Raw genomic sequence first — 3,439 nt, 5'->3', positions numbered from 1 at the left:
CCGAGCCCTCGGGATCGGCCGGCCCGCGCCCGGAGACCTCGGCGCCGGCCCCGGCGGCCTCGACGGGGGCGGCCTCGACGGCGGCGGCCTCGGGGGAGTCGGGGGCCAGCGCCCTGCCCATCGCGGAGAGCGCGCCCCTGCCCGTGACGCCGAGCAGCTCCGACTCGTCGAGGACCCAGTCGGCGAGCCTGGGCCTCAGGTCCTCCGTACGGCCCGTCACCCCCGCGCCGCGCAGCGGCCGCTCCCAGCGGAGCCTTGCGTGCAGGGACTCCCGCGTCGGTGACGTGCCCTCGGGGAGCGTCGCGAGCAGGGCGAGCACGCGCCCGCGCACCTCGGGCGCCGCGCCCCTGTCGAGGTCGGGGCCGAGCGCGGAGAGCGTGCGGCCGCGGCTGTCCTGGCCGCCCACCAGGCCGGACGTGCGGGTCGCCGCCAGCCATGCCGCTGCCAGGACGGCCCACCGCTCGGGCGCCGCAAGCTCCTGCCAGTCGTCGTAGGCCGGTGTCGGCGCGTAGCGCTCGTCGGCCTCGCCATCACCGGCCACGAGCCCTGCCGCGTAGGCGAGTTCGACCCAGAAGGCGGCGAGCGGCTCGGTCGTGTCGAGGGCGGCGGCTGTGCGCTTGAGGTCGCGCACGGACAGGCCGCCGGCGCGCAGCACGCCGGGCCCGCCCTCGTTCCACTCCTTGCCCAGCTCCTCGACGATGTCGAGCGCGGTGAACGCCTGGGCGGCTGCCGCGTTGTCCACAACCTGTGGACGGTATTCGCCGCGCGGCGCGAGCGGTGGCGGTACCGGCTCGGGGTGCCGATGCGCGCGGCCCGCCCGCAGGTGCAGGGCCGCCTCGCGCGGCAGGACCACCGTCCGCGGCGAGGCGGGCAGCAGGAGGCCGTGGTCGCGCAGCCAGCGCACGTGCGGCGCCGGGTTGGCGGTGACCTCGCCGTAGGGCGGCCCCCACACCAGCCGGTCCAGGACGCCGAGCGCCTCGCTCGGCGCCGTGTCGAGGAGGTCGGCCATCCGCCGCCGGTCGGTGAACAGCGCGGTCAGCGAGGCGACGGCGGACACCGGGTCGTGCGTGGAGGGCAGGCCGGACGCGGCCAAAATCTCCTGCAGGCGCGTGGGCGACATGCCGGTGGTCGCCTCGGCGACGGTCGGGCCGAGGCCGGTGGGGGAGGGGTGCGACGGGGTGGGCGCGAGCAGTTCGCGTGCGGTGCGCACGAGGCGCAGCCGGTCGTCGTCGCCCCAGACGAGTGCCTGGTCGCGCAGGGCGCCGAGCGCGCCGGGCAGCGCGGCCTCGACGGGGGCGTCCCCGTCGTCCCCCGCGAGCAGCGCGCGCAGCACCTCGTACGAGGCGGGTTCGGGCGCGACGGCGAGCGCCTCGGCGGTCTGGAGGGTGAAGCGGTCGAGGCGTTCGAGCGCGCGGATCACGGAGGCGCGGGTGCCGGCGCGCCCGGCGAGCTGCGAGATGTCGCCCGGGACCGGGGAGAGGAGGTCGGGGCGGCCGTGCAGGAGGGCGGCGAGGGACGCGTCACCGCGCGAGCGCAGGGATTCGGCGAGCGTGCGGGGCGGCGCGGACGCGGGATGTGCCGAGCCGGGACGCGCCGAGCCGGGACGCGCGGACGCGGGACGTGCGGAGCCGGGACGTGCGGAACCGCCGCCTCCGCCGCCTGCTGCATCGGGTCCTTCCGGCACGTGCGCCTCCTCGGTCTGGCCCGCGGTTCCCCATCCGACCCAAGGTAGCCCGTGACGGCACAAGGGCGGGCGCGCCGCGTACGGGCTGGACGTACGGGGAGGACTTCGACACCATCGCGTGGTGGGGATCGAGAGCGACCAATTGGTCTTTGACTACCTCAGCCGCGTCGGCGACGTGGCCCATCAGCGTCAACTCCCCTCCGGGGAGCGCATGAGACTCGTCTCCTCGCTGCGGAGCGAGATCGACCGCAGGCGGGGCACGCCGGAGGGCGACAGCCCGGCCGCGATCAAGCGGCTGCTGGGGCAGCTCGGCACGCCCGAGGCGGTCGTCGGCACGGCCTCGGGCAAGTCGGCGCAGGCCGGTTGGGCCTCGGCCGACCTGCCGCGGCAGACCGCGTACGAGCCGCCGTCGCCGTCCGCGCCGTCCGGGTCGTCCGCGCCGCCTGGGCCCTCGGGACCGCACCTCGCGGGGATGGACGAGCGGGGCTCGGGCGCCGGTCCCGGCACGGACTGGTGGCGGATGCAGCCGGGCCCGGGCATGGGCGCGGGCGCGATGGGCCCTGGGCAGATGCGGGTCGGCGGCTTCGTCGGCGGCGTCGAGATCCCCGAGATACTGCGCCCGCCGCGCGCCGACACGGGCGCGACGGTGCCGATGGAGAAGACGCCGGCCGCGGGCGCGGCGGCGGAGGCCGCCGTCGACGAGGTGGTCGTCGAGGAGCCCGCGCGCAGGTGGTGGCGCAGGCGCGGAGCGGTCGCGGGCGCCGGGCGCGGCCTCACGAACCCGTTCCTGCTGGTGACGGCCGCGCTGCTGATCGTCGGCGCGGTACTGGGCAACATCTGGGCGCTGCTCGCGGGTTGGGTGCTCGCGTACTTCTCGCGCACGCTGACGAGGAACGAGGCGAAGGTCGCGGTCTTCTGGCTGCCGGGCGTGTCGGTCGCGGCGGGCGTGGTCTGGCTGTGGGGTCGCTTCAACGACCGCTGGGGCAAGCCGATCCCCGACGGCGCCATGGGCCAGGCGCTGTCGGACACGTGGCCGGTGGTGGTCCGGGTCGCGGCGGTGGCGTCGGCGCTGTTCCTGGTATGGAGATCACGCCGAGTGCGCTGACCCCCGGGTGGGCCGCGCGTATCCCGCCGCGTCCCCCCGGGACACGCTCGTGCCCCGGCCACCGGGCGTTGCGGCCCGCCACCAGTCGAAGGCGCGGGGCCGCGGGCGCGCCGGCCCGGCCCGGCCGCGCGTGTCGGGGTGCACTCCCCGGGGCGATGCCCGTCCCCGGCGGTGGTGCTCAGGGAGGCCGCGGCCTGGGGTCGACCGGGCCCCGGGCCCCAGGGCCGCAGCGGACGGCGCCGAGGCAGGCGGCCCAGGCCGGGATTCCTGGTCGAGGCGCGCGGCCCCGCCCCGGCGGTTGCTCTGCGCCGCGGGCCGGGGCCCCTGGCCGGTGTGACGGCCTGACACCCTGTGCCCGAGCCGGGCAACGAGGCCGCGGACGTCGGCGGATGACGATGCGGGGGCCGCGCCCAGGGCCCGGGCGAGCGACGACGAGGCCGGCGGGGCGGTCCGGCGCGGCCCGGCCGGCGTGGCGTGTGCCACCGTCACGCCCCAGGGCGCTTCCGTCGGTGGTGGCGCCCACGCGCCGGGGAACGGTGGCCGGACCGGTGGGCCATGACGCGCCGCCGGGCGGGGCGGCCCGGCCCCGGCAGCGTCGGCGGTGAGACCGCCGGGGGCCGGGCCCGGGCGGACGGCCCGGGGCGTCGGGG

Annotated in this window: 1 protein-coding gene and 1 pseudogene; one reads left to right on the top strand and one right to left on the bottom strand. The window is 78.3% G+C overall.

Annotated features, from left to right (window positions below; all coding sequences use genetic code 11):
• Positions 1 to 1,537, bottom strand: a pseudogene (locus JFN87_RS32490) (DNA-binding protein); the annotation flags it as partial.
• A gap of 268 nt (positions 1,538 to 1,805) precedes the next feature.
• Between JFN87_RS32490 and JFN87_RS32485 the strand changes: the two are divergent.
• A complete protein-coding gene (locus JFN87_RS32485; RefSeq protein ID WP_209346014.1) occupies positions 1,806 to 2,789 on the top strand; it encodes a hypothetical protein in 984 nt (327 codons plus the stop codon).
• Positions 2,790 to 3,439: the final 650 nt, after the last annotated feature.

The organism is Streptomyces montanisoli (genome assembly GCF_017813245.1).
In the GTDB taxonomy this organism is placed as follows: domain Bacteria; phylum Actinomycetota; class Actinomycetes; order Streptomycetales; family Streptomycetaceae; genus Streptomyces; species Streptomyces montanisoli.
The sequence above is the reverse complement of the archived record's forward strand: the minus strand, read 5'-3'. Positions and strand labels throughout refer to the sequence as shown.